Origin of the sequence: Moraxella tetraodonis, assembly GCF_022359095.1 — a bacterium.
Classification (GTDB): domain Bacteria; phylum Pseudomonadota; class Gammaproteobacteria; order Pseudomonadales; family Moraxellaceae; genus Faucicola; species Faucicola tetraodonis.
On sequence record NZ_JACSYB010000001.1, the window covers coordinates 110,112 to 126,179 of the forward strand.

Here is a 16,068-nt window from a genome sequence, read left to right on the forward strand (position 1 = left end):
ATAGATTGTAATTTTTCCATTTGTTAAACCATTCATTTTGATTTGAGGCGGTGCCATGCAATTAGTAATCTCTCGCGATTTGTTACTACAAGCGATTAATTTAATTTCAAAAGCCGCTGACAAACGCCATAACATGGTGATTTTGGGGAATATGAAATTGGCGTTAACCGACTCTCAATTGGTGATGGTAGCGTCAGATTTGGAGCTTGAATTACAAGCCACCCTTAATTTGCCAGCATCGGCGTGCAAACAACCAGGTGAAATCACCGTTCCTGCCAACAAATTCAAAGATATCGTAAAATTATTGCCCGACGGTTTACCGGTCTCTATCACTGTCGCTAACGACAATCAGTGTTTAATTGTCTGCGGTAGTAGTCGTTTTAAACTCAGCACTTTGCCTGCCCAAGACTTTCCCCTATTGGGTGAGCCCGAGCAAGTCACGCCTATCCAATTGGGCCGTGAAGACCTAGTCGATTTGCTCGATAAAACGCATTTTGCGATGGCAGTGCAAGACGTGCGTTACTATCTCACCGGTATGCTGTTTGAGGTTAAAGAGCGGCAATTGGCGACAGTATCGACCGATGGTCACCGTTTGGCATTGGCACGTACTGTGATAGCGTGTGATGAGAGCGTGGCACTTGATGCAATTTTACCAAGAAAAGCTGTACTTGAATTACAACGTTTGTTAGCAGAGCTTAAACGCATGCTACCGAATCAAGACAATAAAATCACCCTCAATGTTGGCCGTGAATTTTTACAAGTCTTACTACCCTTTGGGGAAGTCGATAGCACAGGTCAGCTAAAAAATGCCATCATGGTGGCTTTTACCGCACGCTTAATTGATGGTAAGTTTCCCGATTATCGCCGCGTCATGCCGTCGTCAACCAACAAACTTGCCCGTATCAGCCAAGAGCAGCTGGCGAATGTGCTTCGCCGCGTGGCTATTTTGAGTAATGAGAAATCGCGTGGCGTGATTTTTGATTTTTCAGGTGATAACAATTTGATGGTGCGTGCTAGCAATGCTGAGCAAGATGAAGCGAGTGAGCAGCTTGAGGTTAAGTATCAAGGTGAGCCATTAGAAATATCATTCAATGTGGCTTATTTGCTAGATGTACTTAATGTATTGCAAGGGGAAATTGACTTTCATATGAGCCAAGCCAATGCTTCGGTATTGGTACAGCAAGTCAACGATAGCAAACACGAGTTTGTAGTTATGCCAATGCGTATTTAGTCAGCGGGCAAATTTTTTTCAATTTAGTGATGAGTAGTCAAGTAGATAAATCATGCAAATTATTGAATTAGCTATTCATCATTTTCGCAATCTTCACACGATTGAATTACAACCCAGCAGTTGTAATGTGTTCTTGGGTCAAAATGGCAGCGGGAAAACGTCGCTATTAGAAAGCATCTATTTATTATCGCGCGGCAAAAGTTTTCGCCATCATCAACCGAGGCATTATATTGAGCATGGTTTTAGCGATACGACGGTTTTTGCTAGGCTCAATCATGATCAAACAGTCGCTATTGCCAAATCCCAAGACGCTACCACGCAATTGCGACTCAATGGGCAGTCGCTTGTCACCCAAAGCCCACTTGCGCAGCTGCTACCCACACTATTACTCGAGCCTGTGAGCCTTGCCCAACTAGAGGACGGTAGTCAAGCAAGGCGTGAAATGTTAGATTGGTTAGGGTTTCACGTGGAACCATCGTTTCATCCCAATTGGCTGTCTTATCAGCGTCTATTAAAACAGCGCAATAGCTTATTAAAGCAAAATTTTGGTAATGCCTCATTGACTAGCCTGCAACAGCAAGAACTGTCAGCTTGGGACTATCAGCTAAGCCAACATGCAGAAAAAATTCACCAAGCAAGGGCCGACATCATTGAACAATGGCAGCCCCATTTTTTGGCGCAAGTACAAAAATTTTTACCCCAGTATGCCGAAAAATTACGATTGCGTTATATACCGGGGTTTGATATTGAAGTTGGCTTAGCAACGACCTTAGCCAATCGTTTAGCGTCTGACATTGAGCTGGGCTATACGCGTATGGGATGCCATCGGGCTGATATCAATGTCGTGCTAGATTTAGTGCATACTGATGCAGCAGGGCATAAACACAAGCAGACATTGCTTGCCACCGATATGCTGTCACGGGGTGAAAAAAAATTATTGGTCATGGCGCTTCGCTTATCGCAGTTGCCGTTACTTAACCAGGTCGATAAAGTACCTTTGGTATTGGTGGACGATATCACAGCAGAATTGGATAGTGACGCACTTATGCTGTTATTAACTGGCTTAAAACAAGTGAATTCACAGCTGTTTGTCACCAGTCTTACCCAAGATATCGTAGAGAGTATTCAAAAGATTTGGCAGGATAAGGTCAAACTGTTTCACGTGGAACAGGGAAGCGTTAGACAATTATCCCTTGAAGCACAAGGTATTCAAAATGGCTTATAAAAACCAATAATATTTTTAGGTGACTAAGTTTAAATGATTAAGTATTTTTTCAAACTGATGTAACTTAAACTCCCTCTTTTTTAGCTCTGCTAAATCACTATTTTGCCTCTCATAAGCAGGGATATTCAGTGACTTTTCCCCTAAAATTTGCTACAATAAACCCTTTATTTTCGCCAAAAAACTAAGAAAAAAATCAACGATTTTGACCATAAAATCGAGTATATTCTGACGTTTTTGCCATGCAAAACTTATGGAGTCATCATGACTGATACATCTGCGAATGTAGCCGATCAGACACAACAATCTATTACCCAATCAAGTCATCAAGAAAATAAAGCCTATGGTTCTGACAGTATCCGCGTACTTCGTGGCTTAGAAGCCGTGCGTGTACGCCCTGGTATGTACATTGGCGATACCGACGATGGCACAGGTTTGCATCATATGGTGTTTGAAGTGGTAGATAACGCCATTGATGAAGCCTTGGCGGGTCACTGTGATCAAATTGACATCATCATCCATGAAGATGAATCGGTCAGCGTTAAAGACAATGGACGCGGTATTCCTGTCGATATTCACCCAGAAGAGGGGGTGTCAGCCGCGCAGGTTATCATGACAGTACTGCATGCGGGCGGTAAATTTGACGACAACAGTTATAAAGTCTCAGGTGGTTTGCACGGTGTCGGTGTGTCAGTGGTTAATGCGTTATCAAAAAAACTGGTGCTCGATATTTGGCGTGACGGTTACCACTATAGCCAAACGTATGCTGATGGTGAGCCCGTATCGCCTATCGAGCAGCTTGAAGCCACCCAGCAAACAGGCACCCAAGTGCGTTTTTATCCAAGCGATGATATTTTTACAGGCACGATTTTTGATTTTGAAATTCTCGCCAAGCGTTTACGCGAATTGTCGTTTTTAAACTCGGGTGTACGCATCGTATTGACGGATGAGCGCGATGACAAACGCCATGAGTTTGAGCACGTTGGCGGTCTATCTGAGTTCGTCCATTACATCAATGCGGGCAAAACTGGGCTAAATGAGGTGTTTCATTTTACCAGTGAAGAAAATGACGGTATCAGCGTCGAAGTGGCATTGCAATGGACAGATAGCTACAACGAAAAAGTATTATGCTTCACCAATAATATCCCGCAAAAAGATGGCGGTACCCATCTTTCTGGTTTTCGTTCGGCGTTAACACGCTGCCTAAATAGCTATATGGATAGCGAAAACTTGATGAAAAAAGAAAAAGTTGCGGTAACAGGTGACGATGCGCGGGAAGGTTTAACCGCGATTATTTCTGTCAAAGTACCTGACCCAAAATTCTCAAGCCAAACCAAAGACAAACTGGTATCAAGTGAAGTCAAACCCGCGGTTGAATCAGCCATGCACGATAAGTTTAGCGCTTACTTGCTTGAAAATCCCAATGCTGCCAAAGGGATTGCTAGTAAAATCATCGATGCCGCCCGTGCAAGAGAAGCGGCGCGTAAAGCTCGTGAAATGACTCGCCGTAAAACCACCCTGGATATCGCAGGTCTGCCAGGCAAACTTGCTGATTGCCAAGAAAAAGACCCTGCGATGTCAGAGCTGTACATTGTGGAAGGGGACTCGGCAGGCGGTTCTGCCAAACAAGGTCGTAACCGTAAGATGCAGGCGATTTTGCCGCTGAAAGGTAAAATTCTAAACGTAGAACGTGCGCGTTTTGATAAGATGCTATCGTCGCAGGAAGTAGGTACCTTGATTACCGCATTGGGTACAGGCATCGGACCTGATGAGTACAATCCTGATAAATTACGCTATCACAAAATTATCATCATGACCGATGCGGACGTGGATGGTTCACATATTCGCACCTTGCTCCTGACGTTCTTTTTCCGTCAAACCCCAGAGCTATTAGAACGTGGTCATATTTATATTGCGCAGCCACCGCTGTATAAAGTGAAAAAAGGTCGTCAAGAATTGTATGTCAAAGACGATGAAGCGTTAAAGGCCTATTTGTTGTCGTCAACCATTGACGATACCCAGTTGCATTTGAGTGAAGGTACGCCTGCGGTCACAGGCCAAGCGCTAGAAACCTTGCTCAATGATTATAACCAAACTCAGACCATCAAAAACCGTTTGCAAATCAAATATCCAAGCGCCGTATTGGATGCGTTGGCAATCACCAGTAAGCTTAGCATGCCAATGATTGAAGATGAAGCGCAAATGCGAAATTGGGTAGAAGCGTTAGCGCAGAATCTAGCCGTGACGGCAGACGGATTACACCCACAAATTGAATTAGAGCCCTTTAGCAAACAAGAAGGTGATCATCAAAAAACCTATTATCTACCGCGCGTGACGATTTTTATCCATCAGTTGCCACACGCATACTTGTTAGATACCGCATTTATTGGTTCAGGTGAGTATAGCCGTTTGCATCGCTTGACCAGCCAGTGGAAAGATATGTTGTCAGATACCGCTTATGTCGCTAAAGGCGATAAAAAACTGCCGATCAAAGACATGGGTTATCTATGGCAATTTATCATGAGTGATGCGCGCCGTGGTTTAGCGATTCAGCGTTACAAAGGGTTAGGAGAGATGAACGCTGATCAATTGTGGGAAACCACGATGGATCCAGAAAACCGCCATATGCTAAAAGTCACCATTGAAGATGCGATTGCTGCTGACCATTTATTCTCGTGTCTGATGGGGGATGATGTAGAGCCGCGTCGTGCCTTCATTGAGGAGAATGCGTTAACGGTGACCAACTTGGATATTTAACCCAATTTTAGAGTCGTGTTTTAATACAATGGAAACCACCTTATGTTGTAATAAGGTGGTTTTATTTCAGCTTGAATTTTTAAAAGAGATATCACATGATTGCTTTATTACTGCTAGCGATAGCCTTATCAATGGATGCCTTTGCTGTAGCGATTGGATTGGGTGCCAAACATCGCCAAGATACGACCAAAATTGCGGTTATGGCAGGCGTATATTTTGGCGTCTTTCAAGGTTTGATGCCTTTGATTGGTTATCTCGGTGGACGTTCAATCTTAGGATTTATCGCAAATTGGGCGCCTTGGATCGCGTGCATTATTTTAGTCGGGCTTGGTGGAAAAATGCTGTATGAAGCCTTATCTAGCGATGATGAAGATGCCACATCACAAGAAACAACGCCTCATAATGTTGCTTTAGACATCGCTAATGATGCCAATGTCGCTATCACCCATAAAACCATGACTACTTTAGCGATTGCAACCAGTATTGATGCAATGGCAGCCGGATTTACCTTAAATTTAATCCCAGTCAATCCTTATGTATCCTGTGCAGTAATTGCGATAGTAACAGGGATTTTTAGCTTTATTGGCGTATTTATGGGCAAGCAATCAGGCACGTGGCTAGAGAGTAAGGCTGAAATTTTTGGTGGGCTAGTGTTAATCGGTATTGGCATCAAAATGGTAATTTAATAGACCAGCTTATTTGTCTTTGATTTTAATGGTTTAAATAAAAAAGACTTTCAAATTAATGAAAGTCTTTTTTTATGTTAAGCTAACTTAATCGAAAGATTAACGTTCAATACGATACCAGGCATCACGTGCTGCTAGGCGAGCTTGGTCCCAAGTCAAACGTGAATTACCTTTGAATTGTTCCCAATCATTGCGTAAATCATTTTCAACACTTTCAAACTCATTAGCAGTATTAAAATGATGACGTGCACGGTAACCATAATCATACGCTGAGCGATAGTCAGTATCGTAATCATAGCCTTGGCTATAGTAAGTCGTCGTATTGTAGTTATTGCGCCAGTAGGTATCTTCTTCAGTATTACCTTCAAGCGTATTTGCTACAGCGTTACCCGTGGCTGCGCCTGCTACAGCACCAATTGCACCACCCACCACTGAACCTACGGGACCACCTACTGCACCAATTGCTGCGCCTGTAGCAGCACCGGCTGCCATACCTGTACCACTGGCAACAGGGTTAGCTTCTTTACGCTGTTCACCTGCTTCAGTTGGATTAACTGCTTCACCGACTTCATGACCTGCTGCACCGCCGGCTACAGCGCCAATCGCGCCACCCACTAAGGTACCAACAGGACCCGCTACTGAACCAACGGCTGCACCGGCTGCGGCGCCACCTAGTGCTCCAGAACCACTGGCAACTGGATGAGGTTTTTCGTAAGCATCTTCAGCGGTGGTAGGGTTGACTGCTTCACCGACTTCATGACCTGCTGCGCTACCCGCTACAGCGCCGATAGCGCCACCCACTAAGGTACCAACAGGACCGGCTACTGAACCAACGGCTGCACCTGCTGCGGCCCCACCTAATGCACCTGTACCAGTAGCAACAGGATGGCCTTTTTCTTCACCTTCTGCATAGCCATCCACCGTACGAAGACGTGGTGAATATTCCTGACCAGCAATACGCGCGTCTGTTCTATCCCAACCATCACGAATGGCTTCTTTGGCATCTTCCCATGCAAGACGCGAATTACCTTTTACTTCATGCCAGCTACGTTCAAGGTCTGATTCAACACTGTCAAACGTTGTACCGGCTGGGTATTTTGCACGATTGGCATAACCGACGGCATAAGCTGGTTGATAGTCAGTGGTATAATCATAACCATCTTTATAGTAGGTTGTTTGTGAATAGGTATCGTTCCAATAAGTATCTTCAATAGTTGGGTCAATCGCTTCACCTGCAGCGTGACCTGCAGCACCACCCGCGATTGCACCAATTGCGCCACCGATTAACATACCTAATGGACCACCAATAGCACCAATAGCTGCACCCGCAGCTGCACCACCCATACCGCCTACTGCAGTACCGATTGGATGTGAGCCTGGTTCACCAGTGATAGGGTCGCGGTTTAAATCTGAATTATTAATATTATCTACCATGATTGTATCCTCAGTTGAAGTTTTTTTATCCAAGCCATACTAGTATTTAGAAAAAATTTTTAATATGACTGTTATTTTTATTGTCGAAAAACGATTAAACGTGACATTAACTTAAAATGCCTAAATTAAAATCAATTTTTTCGTAAAACCGTTTTCGGTTATTACTGTTTCATAATAATAAATTTTTGCGGCCAGTCTGTAGCAGTATGAGCAATTTTTTCGTAGAGTTTGGTAAATCTAAAGCCTATTAGATGATGTTTGTGTAACAAAGATAATCAATTGGTGAAAGCGATACAAAAAAACGTAATTAAAGACCGTTTATTATAGAAATTTTCTAGGAAAAATTTCTACTTAAAACATTCATATAGCTATTTTCACCCTATAAAAATCAGCAGATAAAGCCATTAATTGATACAATAACCAACCATGAATTTTTGAAACCTGTTAGCATCGGTTCAGTTAAGCTATTTACCTAAATTTAAAGAGGCTTGTATGTCAACATCCAACAACTCAATCAAACAAGACCGTATCTTGGTATTGGATTATGGTTCACAGTACAGTCAACTGATTGCGCGCCGCGTGCGTGAAGCAGGGGTATTCTGTGAAATGTACCCATACGATATTGACGCACAGCGCATTCACGACTTTGGTGCAAAAGGGGTTATTTTATCGGGCGGTCCAGAGAGCGTGTATGCAGAAAATAGCCCAAAAATTAATGACGCCGTATTTGATATCAATGTGCCTGTACTAGGCATTTGCTATGGTATGCAGGTGATGGCAGATCGGTTTGGTGGCAAAATTGAAGCCAGCAGTCACCAAGAGTTTGGCGCTGCTATCATTGAAAAAACCGCTCAAGATAGCTTCTTTAAAGGCATTGAAGATGAGCCTAACAAATTACAAGTTTGGATGAGTCATGGCGATAAAGTCGTTGAGTTACCTGCAGGCTTTGAAGTGACTGCCAGAACCCCAAGCTGCCCAATTGCTGCAATGGCAAATGAAAGCAAGCATTATTATGGGGTGCAGTTTCATCCAGAAGTGACCCATACGCTGCAAGGTGAAGCATTGATTAGCCGATTTGTGCACCAAATCTGTGGCTGTGCCAATGCGTGGACGCCGGATAACATCATTGAGATGCGTGTGGCGCAGTTAAAAGAAAAAATTGGCGATGAGCAAGTGTTGTTGGGACTTTCGGGCGGCGTTGATAGCTCGGTGGTAGCCGCACTGCTTCACAAAGCGATTGGCGAGCAGCTAACTTGCGTGTTTGTTGATAATGGTTTGTTACGCCTACATGAAGGCGACCAAGTGATGCGAATCTTTGCTGAAAACATGGGCGTTAAAGTCATTCGCGTGGATGCTGAGGAACGTTTTTTGACCGCATTAGCCGGTGTTAGCGATCCAGAAGCCAAACGTAAAATCATTGGCAAAACCTTCATCGATGTGTTTGCAGATACCGCACGTGAACTGTCGGGTGAGGGCAGAGGCATTCAATTCTTGGCACAAGGGACCATTTATCCCGATGTCATTGAATCTGCAAAAAGTCACCAAGGCAAAGCGCATGTAATCAAGTCGCACCACAATGTGGGTGGCTTGCCAGACGATTTGCAGTTCAAACTCGTTGAACCCTTACGTGATTTGTTTAAAGATGAAGTGCGTAAGCTCGGTGTGACATTAGGGCTACCTGAAAAAATGATTTATCGTCATCCTTTTCCAGGTCCAGGTCTAGGCGTGCGTATCTTGGGTGAAGTGAAAAAAGAATATGCCGATATTTTGCGTCAAGCCGATGCCATCTTTATGCAAGAGTTGGAAAAATCTGGTTGGTATGAGAAAACCGCACAAGCGTTTGCCGTGTTCCAACCGGTAAAATCAGTGGGCGTGGTCGGTGATGGTCGCCGCTATGCGTGGGTGATTGCGTTACGGGCGGTTGAAACCATCGACTTTATGACAGCGCGTTTTGCCCATTTACCGTATGATTTGATTGAAACAGTGTCCAATCGCATCATGAATGAAATCAAAGAAGTATCACGAGTGACCTACGATATCTCAAGTAAGCCACCAGCGACCATTGAATGGGAATAAAGCGACTAAAAAAGCTAATAAAAAAAGGCGATTAATTATCGCCTTTTTTATGGTTTTAAACCACGACCGATAGTGTTATCGAGTATTGCTTTTACGGATCGCCAAAACAATCATTACCAATAAAATGCTAAAAAACCCCAATGATAATTCTGGGATACTAAAGCCTAAAAACGTCCAGTCAATCACCGCGCACTCGCCAGAACCTTTAAATACTTCTTTCAACACTTGGGCAATCGGCAGCGTATCCATCCAATAGTCTAACCCAGGACCACACGACGGGACTTGGTCAGGTGGCAAATGTTGAATCCATACATGGCGAATCGCCACAGCAATTGACCACAAAATGCCGAGCAGCGCGCCGAACATCAACAAAATCTTTGACCAAGCTTGTTTCGGATTGAGCAAAAAGGCGATAAACGCAAAAATCCCCATCACAATCAAACCCACTCGCTGAAAAATACATAGCGGACATGGGTCTAATTTTACCACCCCTTGCAAATAAAAATAGGCGAAACTCATGCCAATAATGCTGGCTAACGTCAATAGTCCTGCCAGTCCCCGATAACTTAACAAGCTGTGGGTCAATGAAGCATCACGCATAAAAAAACCATCAAACAATTTATGAAAAAGAATAAACCAAACAATAGCGCTTAGAATTTTAGAAATTTAACCCTACAAAATAATTAGCCCAACAGTACCTGATTACTAGCACTTGCTAACTAGCGAAATTGACTCACATAGGCATAAAAATCTTGTGTGTCATTCTGCTCGATATCGGCTTGCTCACGCACAGAGTCTTTGGCAAGCTGCTCAAAGTAAGCCATTTGCTCAGGGACTAATCCTTGATGTCTTAAGCGATTAGCATGCATTTGCGCCAGTGACTTACCAAACTGCCAGCTACTATCAAAGCGTTCGGTATCGGCTAACACTTGCGCTGATAGGGTATTGTCTGGATTTTGCGCTTTTGCCATCATCGATTGCCACGCGTTGCGGTAGTCATTGCTACCATAGGTGACATCCATGAGTTCAGATAGCTTACGCATACCTAGCAAATGCTGTAGTAGCCAGTCTTTAAATGCGACTTGCCCCGACATTGTATCAATCATTAAGTTTGGCTCGCGCCCTTGATTGACAATTTTTTCTTGGTTTTGAGCAAGCAGGGCATCTTCATCGGGCAATAAGTCAGGACTATCCAGCAATAGGCAGTACAATGCCAAAATTTCCATAAAACAGGCGGTATTTAAGCTGATACCGATTTCGCTGTACGGATCTAAGTCAATCGCTCGCAGTTCCACATAAGCGATACCGCGCTTGGCTAACGCATCACTGGGGTTTTCGCCAGGTTGGGTAATTTGTTTGGGGCGAATCGGGCTGTAGTATTCGTTTTCAATCTGCAAAATATGGTCATTGATTTGAATGGGATAGCCATTGTCGTCATCGAGTCCCAACGCGGTAAAATTAGGATGCGGCGTGTGAATGGCATTACGCAAACCTGCGACATATTCATCGAGACTGTTATAGCGGATATCTAAATTATCTTGTACGCTATTTTGGTAACCTAGTTTGCCCATACGCAGAGAGGTAGCATTGGGTAAATAGTAAGTTGATGCGTTCATTGGCTGTAGCGGATGCTCGCGACCCTTTAAAAAACACGCGCACACGGCAGGACTTGCACCAACCAAGTACAGCACCATACCACTTAGACGCTTGAAGTTACGAATCAGACCCAAGTATTTTTCATTTTTAAATTCAGTTAATGACTGGGTATCACCTAACTGCTGTTGCCAAGCGGTGAATAAATTATCACCAAATGATAAATTATAATGTAATCCAGCAATGGTCTGCATACGGCGACCATAGCGGATGCCTAGACCGTGACGATATAGGGTTTTTAGTCTACCTGAGTTTGAGGTGCCATAGTCGGCCAGCAAAATATCTTCATCACCCGAAATCATACAAGGCATGGACATCGACCAAAACAGCTCGTCATCGGTCAAAGCATTTTGTAACACAATATGCAAATCACGCAGCATATCAAGCGCTTCTTTCACCGTGGGTTTTGGCTCAGTAATCAGCTCTAACAAGCTTTCGGCGTAGTCAGTAGTGATAAAAGGATGAGTGAGTTTTGAGCCAAGCTTTGCCGGGTGTGGGGTAGTGGCGATATATCCCTCAGGGCTCATACGTAAGCCTTCTTTTTCAATACCCCGAAGCATGCCATGAATGTTTTCAGCGGTCAGCCAAGTAGGTAGCTGCAAAGAAGTACAAGTTTGAGGCGCTTGAGTCATAGTTATCCTAATATTATTTTTAATTGTGTGAAATTATGCCACCAAATTTAGGCAAACACTATCAAAATATCGTGATGACGAAATTACCCATTGCGATATTCGCCAAACGTAAAAAACCCACAGTAATAATACCGTGGGTATGATAAAAACTATCGTATTACTCGATTAACTGGTAATTTTTACTTGACATCTGTCACTTGTAATTAGAAGCAAGGCATTAAGAGAAATCCAATTCAGTCTCAAACCCTTTTAATTCATGACGTGCCATGGCTAAGTTTGATTTTTGGCGATCAAGTACTAGGTACAAGAATAGGTTTTCGTTACGGACTAGCGGACGGATTAAGTGATATTGTTTACTTAATGTGATTAGGATGTCTTCGATATTATCATTAAGGTTTAAAGCTTTAGAAGCTTTACGTTTTGCACGTACTACTTCAGTGTTTCCCGCTGCTGCAACTTCAAGGTCGATACCATTACCCGTTGTGGCAAGGGCTAGACCTGATTCGCTGTCAACCAATGCAGCTGCAATAAAACCATCGATGTTATTGAGTGAATCTAAAGATAATTTAGCCATGATAAGCTCCTTGGTATTATTAAATTAATAATAAAGATTGCTTAATAATCATTGCTTAGCTAACAAACTTAAATCATTAACACATTTAACATTAAGTAATTAACAAGAATAAATTAATGTCAACCTATATTAGGGTACTTGATGATAACACTTAGGTGTTATTACGCTGTAGATCACACCATTATTATGGATAAAGGCTGACAACACAAATAAAATCTGATAAACGCTGAAAAAATGTAGATGATTTTGTTCAAAGGTAACAAATACAGGATAAACGAAAATTAAAAGGCTAAACTTAACAGTTACTGGCTATATTTAAGCTAAAGCCTTTTAATCATTCAAATAAACTAGGTAAAGAATCCCAGTAAAATTAGCCAGTAAAGCTAGATAGAAAATGACGAACCACAACCACAAGTCGTGGTGGCGTTTGGATTGTTGACGGTAAAACGCGAGCCTTCCAAGCCTTCCACATAATCAATGGTTGAGCCATGTAAATATTGGTAGCTCAAACTATCAACGACCAATGCTACGTCATCGTTGCTAAAGGTAGCATCATCATCGCCCAAGTTTTCTTCAAAATTAAAACCATACGAAAAACCCGAGCAGCCACCACCCGTCACATATACGCGTAGCATCAAGTCGTTATTGCCTTCTGAATCACGTAGGCTACGCACTTTTTTAGCAGCATTGTCGGTCAAGGTCATGCCATCAACCATACTATCAGTTACGGTATCGCTCATCGGAGTATTCCTTATAAAAACTTTTTTCTTATTATGGGGTGCTTGCTTTATACTATCAAGAATTTTCCCATTTAATTTTAGTCAAATTTTTTGAGTTTTGAGCCGATTATGATAGAACTAAAAGATGCCAGTATTCGCCGTGATGGGCGGGTATTATTCAAAGATGTTAATTTGCAAATCCATCCAGGTTGGAAAATCGGGTTAACAGGCAACAATGGCACAGGTAAATCCAGTTTTTTTGCGACGCTATTGAGCCAAAAGGGCGAAGGCGAATTGGCACTCGATACAGGCAGTCTATCGGTTCCAAGCAGTTGGCAAATCGGTCATATGGCGCAAGAGATTGAAAGCACTGACCAGTCGGCAATAGATTTTGTGTTGAGTGGCGACAAAGAATACTTTGAGCTGCAAGATAAGATTAACCATCCAGATACTTTGTCAGAAGATGAGCTTGCCCATGTGCACGCGCGCTTCGATGATATCCATGGTTATAGTACCCCTGCAAAAGCCTCCCAAACCATGACAGGACTTGGATTTAATGTCGCCCAAGAAAGCCAACCTGTGAGTAGTTTTTCAGGGGGCTGGCGTATGCGCCTAAACCTTGCCAAAACCTTAATGAGCCGAGCAGATTTATTGCTGCTTGATGAACCGACCAATCACTTGGATTTGGATGCCATCTTGTGGCTTGAAGAATGGCTCAAAGCCTATGACGGCACGCTACTCATGATTTCGCATGACCAAGCGTTTTTGGATAATGTGGTGAGCAATATCTTGCACATTGAAAACCAGCAAATGACCCTTTATACAGGCAATTACAGCACCTTTGTGCGTACCCGCAGTGAGCGCTTAGCCCAGCAACAGCAACAGTTTGAAAAACAACAAGAAACCCGCGCCCACCTTGAAGATTTTATCCGCCGTTTTAAAGCCAAGGCCTCCAAAGCCAAACAAGCGCAAGCCCGTGTCAAACAGCTGGAACGGATGACTGAATTGGCGCCCATCATGGCCGACAATCCGTTTCAATTTCGGTTCAAATCCCCTGTGCAATTAACATCGCCATTATTGGTGCTAGATAATGCCAGTGTCGGCTACAACGGTGTAGCACTCATCGAGAACATTCGCCTACAAATTACCCCTGACAGCCGCATCGGTCTGCTAGGGATGAATGGCGCAGGCAAATCAACGGTTATTAAAGGCTTGGTGGGTGAGTTGCCTACCTTGTCTGGGACGCGTAAAGCCGCGGATAGTTTGGTACTAGGGTATTTTAACCAACACCAAATGGATAGCCTCGATGGCGAAGCATCACCCATGTTGATGCTACAGCGTCTCGCAGGCAAAACCTCAGACGCTGATTTACGCGCGTTTTTAGGGAGTTTTGACTTTCGCGGTGAGCGCATTGATACCAAAAGCAAGTTGTTCTCTGGCGGCGAGCGGGCAAGACTCACCCTTGCGCTCATCGTATGGCAGCGTCCCAATGTTTTGGTATTAGACGAGCCGACCAACCACCTAGATTTGGAGATGCGGCAAGCATTGAGCATGGCCTTACAAGAATTTGAAGGGGCAGTCATTCTGGTGTCACATGACCGAGAAATGATAGCCAATGTTTGCGATGAGCTATATTTGGTGCATGACGGGCAATGTAATATCTTTGACAATGACATCGCTCATTATAGTCAGTGGTTATCACAGACCCGTAAACAGCAAGCCAAACAAGCGAACGACAATAAAAAGCTCGAAGACAAAAAATTAGCCGACCATAAAACAGATGTTTCACGTGAAACGTCTAGCGTAACTAATGCATTATCCAAAGAAGAACAACGCAAAAAATCCGCTGAACAGCGTAAACTCACCGCGCCCATCCGTAAAAAAATCGAAAACGAGGAAAAGCAACTAGAAAAATTGGGCGAAAAACTGGCGAAAATTGAAGAACAGTTAGGCGATACCAGTCTGTACGAGGATAGCCGAAAAGCCGATTTACTGAAACTACTCGATGAACAAACCCATCTAAAAGGACAAATTGAAGCAGTCGAAGAGCAGGTGATAAATTTGATGATGGCACTCGAAGACATCGAAAATAATTTTAACTAGACAATAAAAAAAGACAGCCTAGACTGTCTTTTTTTTATTTAATCAAACATTATTTTGCATCAGCAAAGTATTGTTGCAAGTCATCATTACCACCGATGTGCTTGCCACCGATAAATACTTGCGGGGTAGTTTCACGACCCGTAATGGCTCGCACTGAGGTAATACTCGCATCTTTACCAAGTACAATTTCTTCAAACTGAAAGCCTTTTTGTGTTAACGTTTCTTTGGCTTTGGTACAATGTGGGCAACCAGGTTTGGTAAAAATAGAGACAGAGGGCTTGTCTTGCCAGTTTGGGTCAATATATTTAATCATGGTATCGGCATCTGATACTTCGTATGGGTCATCACTGCCGCTGTCTTGGGGTTCGTCAAAGATTTTGACGATTTTACCATCATCGACCAGCATTGAATAACGCCATGAACGTTTGCCAAACCCAATTGCTGAGTCATCAATTAAGCGTCCCATCGCTTCAGTAAACTCACCGTTACCATCTGGAATCACGGTTACATTGCTACAGTCTTGGTCTTTTGCCCAAGCATTCATAACAAACGTATCGTTGACCGAGACACACACGATGTCATCAACGCCTAGTTTAGCAAATTCAGTTGCCAATTCATTATAGCGCGGTAAATGCAGTGATGAACACGTTGGTGTAAATGCCCCGGGTAAGGCGAATAATACTACTTTTTTGCCTTTAAATAATTCATCCGTACTAATATCTACCCATTTACCTTGCTGTTGGGTATGAAAAGTCACGCTTGGCACTTGTTTGCCAATCATATCGCTAAACGCCATGTCCTACTCCTTATTATCGTAAATTGTTATACTACATTTTTTAGTAAATCACCTATTTGCTGACTCATTATACAAACAAATAAGGTAAAAAACTGTAATCAGCATTATTAAAAAGTTAATTATTTTAATCAGTATTTTAAATCATTATATAATTTATGATTTATTTTATATTATTAACTGTGGTG

11 protein-coding genes and 2 pseudogenes are annotated in these 16,068 nt (G+C 43.0%); 6 read left to right on the plus strand and 7 right to left on the minus strand.

What is annotated here, in order from left to right; genetic code table 11:
• The first annotated feature begins 55 nt into the window (after nt 1-55).
• From dnaN to H9W84_RS00505, 4 genes are all read left to right on the plus strand, one after another.
• Nucleotides 56-1,231 carry a DNA polymerase III subunit beta gene (dnaN, locus tag H9W84_RS00490; RefSeq protein WP_065253946.1) on the plus strand — a complete coding sequence of 392 codons (1,176 nt, stop codon included), beginning with the start codon at nt 56-58 and terminating at the stop codon, nt 1,229-1,231.
• A gap of 52 nt (nt 1,232-1,283) precedes the next feature.
• Complete coding sequence (gene recF, locus H9W84_RS00495; RefSeq protein ID WP_239741227.1) at nt 1,284-2,456, plus strand: DNA replication/repair protein RecF; 1,173 nt, start codon at nt 1,284-1,286, stop codon at nt 2,454-2,456.
• Nucleotides 2,457-2,717: 261 nt separating this feature from the next.
• Nucleotides 2,718-5,210, plus strand: coding sequence for a DNA topoisomerase (ATP-hydrolyzing) subunit B (gyrB, locus tag H9W84_RS00500; protein ID WP_239741230.1), 2,493 nt, complete (start codon nt 2,718-2,720; stop codon nt 5,208-5,210).
• A 95-nt stretch (nt 5,211-5,305) separates the two neighbouring features.
• Nucleotides 5,306-5,896 carry a manganese efflux pump MntP gene (locus H9W84_RS00505; RefSeq protein WP_239741232.1) on the plus strand — a complete coding sequence of 197 codons (591 nt, stop codon included), beginning with the start codon at nt 5,306-5,308 and terminating at the stop codon, nt 5,894-5,896.
• Nucleotides 5,897-6,436: 540 nt separating this feature from the next.
• Here the strand turns inward: H9W84_RS00505 and H9W84_RS12185 are convergent.
• Both H9W84_RS12185 and H9W84_RS12190 read right to left on the minus strand, forming a co-directional pair.
• Nucleotides 6,437-6,799 (minus strand): annotated as a pseudogene (locus tag H9W84_RS12185) (glycine zipper domain-containing protein); the annotation flags it as partial.
• Between the two features lie 66 nt (nt 6,800-6,865).
• A pseudogene (locus H9W84_RS12190) lies at nt 6,866-7,330 on the minus strand (hypothetical protein); the annotation flags it as partial.
• A 492-nt stretch (nt 7,331-7,822) separates the two neighbouring features.
• On the opposite strand from H9W84_RS12190, the gene guaA reads away from it, so the two are divergent.
• Entirely contained in the window at nt 7,823-9,406 is a 1,584-nt protein-coding gene (guaA, locus tag H9W84_RS00520) for a glutamine-hydrolyzing GMP synthase (protein WP_239741234.1), read from the plus strand.
• A gap of 75 nt (nt 9,407-9,481) precedes the next feature.
• On the opposite strand, the gene H9W84_RS00525 is transcribed toward guaA, so the two are convergent.
• The 4 genes from H9W84_RS00525 to erpA form a co-directional block, all read right to left on the minus strand.
• Entirely contained in the window at nt 9,482-10,006 is a 525-nt protein-coding gene (locus H9W84_RS00525) for a disulfide bond formation protein B (RefSeq protein ID WP_239741236.1), read from the minus strand.
• Between the two features lie 119 nt (nt 10,007-10,125).
• The gene (gshA, locus tag H9W84_RS00530) at nt 10,126-11,691 is read right to left on the minus strand and encodes a glutamate--cysteine ligase (RefSeq protein ID WP_239741238.1); all 1,566 of its coding nucleotides are present in this window, start codon (nt 11,689-11,691) and stop codon (nt 10,126-10,128) included.
• Between the two features lie 217 nt (nt 11,692-11,908).
• Nucleotides 11,909-12,265, minus strand: a complete 357-nt coding sequence (locus tag H9W84_RS00535; RefSeq protein WP_050326054.1) for a roadblock/LC7 domain-containing protein — start codon at nt 12,263-12,265, stop codon at nt 11,909-11,911.
• Nucleotides 12,266-12,648: 383 nt separating this feature from the next.
• Complete coding sequence (gene erpA, locus H9W84_RS00540) at nt 12,649-12,981, minus strand: iron-sulfur cluster insertion protein ErpA (protein WP_050326059.1); 333 nt, start codon at nt 12,979-12,981, stop codon at nt 12,649-12,651.
• Between the two features lie 132 nt (nt 12,982-13,113).
• On the opposite strand from erpA, the gene H9W84_RS00545 reads away from it, so the two are divergent.
• Nucleotides 13,114-15,087 carry an ATP-binding cassette domain-containing protein gene (locus H9W84_RS00545; RefSeq protein ID WP_239741239.1) on the plus strand — a complete coding sequence of 658 codons (1,974 nt, stop codon included), beginning with the start codon at nt 13,114-13,116 and terminating at the stop codon, nt 15,085-15,087.
• A gap of 49 nt (nt 15,088-15,136) precedes the next feature.
• On the opposite strand, the gene H9W84_RS00550 is transcribed toward H9W84_RS00545, so the two are convergent.
• Nucleotides 15,137-15,883, minus strand: coding sequence for a glutathione peroxidase (locus H9W84_RS00550; RefSeq protein ID WP_144918610.1), 747 nt, complete (start codon nt 15,881-15,883; stop codon nt 15,137-15,139).
• Nucleotides 15,884-16,068 lie beyond the last annotated feature (185 nt).

What these genes read in the sequence shown, in the direction of transcription:
- gshA (WP_239741238.1), bottom strand. Translation starts at nt 11,691, where the DNA reads ATGACTCAAGCGCCTCAAACTTGTACTTCTTTGCAGCTACCTACTTGG.
- H9W84_RS00535 (WP_050326054.1), bottom strand. Translation starts at nt 12,265, where the DNA reads ATGGCTAAATTATCTTTAGATTCACTCAATAACATCGATGGTTTTATT.
- erpA (WP_050326059.1), bottom strand. Translation starts at nt 12,981, where the DNA reads ATGGTTGATGGCATGACCTTGACCGACAATGCTGCTAAAAAAGTGCGT.
- H9W84_RS00505 (WP_239741232.1), top strand. Translation starts at nt 5,306, where the DNA reads ATGATTGCTTTATTACTGCTAGCGATAGCCTTATCAATGGATGCCTTT.
- dnaN (WP_065253946.1), top strand. Translation starts at nt 56, where the DNA reads ATGCAATTAGTAATCTCTCGCGATTTGTTACTACAAGCGATTAATTTA.
- recF (WP_239741227.1), top strand. Translation starts at nt 1,284, where the DNA reads ATGCAAATTATTGAATTAGCTATTCATCATTTTCGCAATCTTCACACG.
- H9W84_RS00545 (WP_239741239.1), top strand. Translation starts at nt 13,114, where the DNA reads ATGATAGAACTAAAAGATGCCAGTATTCGCCGTGATGGGCGGGTATTA.
- gyrB (WP_239741230.1), top strand. Translation starts at nt 2,718, where the DNA reads ATGACTGATACATCTGCGAATGTAGCCGATCAGACACAACAATCTATT.
- H9W84_RS00550 (WP_144918610.1), bottom strand. Translation starts at nt 15,883, where the DNA reads ATGGCGTTTAGCGATATGATTGGCAAACAAGTGCCAAGCGTGACTTTT.
- guaA (WP_239741234.1), top strand. Translation starts at nt 7,823, where the DNA reads ATGTCAACATCCAACAACTCAATCAAACAAGACCGTATCTTGGTATTG.
- H9W84_RS00525 (WP_239741236.1), bottom strand. Translation starts at nt 10,006, where the DNA reads ATGCGTGATGCTTCATTGACCCACAGCTTGTTAAGTTATCGGGGACTG.